The organism is Nocardia aurantia (genome assembly GCF_009604425.1).
GTDB classification, from domain to species: domain Bacteria; phylum Actinomycetota; class Actinomycetes; order Mycobacteriales; family Mycobacteriaceae; genus Nocardia; species Nocardia aurantia.
The window spans coordinates 1-643 of sequence record NZ_WEGI01000062.1; the positions used below are offsets into that span (position 1 = coordinate 1).

Consider the following 643-nt stretch of genomic DNA (forward strand, 5'->3'; position numbering starts at 1 on the left):
GCGGTGGTGTTTGTGCTGACCAGCGGGTGTGCGTGGCGGATGCTGCCGCCGTCGTTCGGGGTGACCGTGCCGACGGCGCATCGGCGGTTCAGCGTGTGGACCGAGGCCGGTCTGTGGCGGCGATTACACCGGGTGGTGCTGGATGAGCTGGGCAGCCAGGGTTTGGTCGACTGGTCCCGGGCGGTGATCGACGCGGCGAGCGTGCGGGCGAAAAAGGGGGACCTCTGACCGGTCCGAGCCCGGTCGACCGCGGTAAGTCCGGCTCGAAGATCCACGTCCTGTCCGACCGTGCGGGAATTGTTCTGTCCGTGGGTGTTTCGGCAGCCAACACCAACGACGCCGAAGCGCTCAGACCGCTGGTCAAAGCGATCCCGGCCGTGCGGTCGCGACGCGGCCCGCGCCGGCGCAGGCCCGGCAAGCTGCACGCCGACAAAGCCTACGACACCGCCGAACTGCGCGAATGGGTCCGCGACCGAGGCATCGCAGTCCGCATCGCCCGCAAGGGCATCGAGCCCTCCGACCGACTCGGCCGGCACCGCTGGGTCATCGAACGCACGATCTCCTGGCTGACCAGCTACCACCGGCTCAACATCCGCTACGACCGCAAGGCCACCCACTTCCTCGCCTTCCTCACCCTCGCCGC

At 69.1% G+C, this 643-nt stretch carries 1 pseudogene; it reads left to right on the top strand.

The annotated features are described in order from the left end of the window. Positions 1 to 643, top strand: a pseudogene (locus NRB56_RS38165) (IS5 family transposase); the annotation flags it as partial.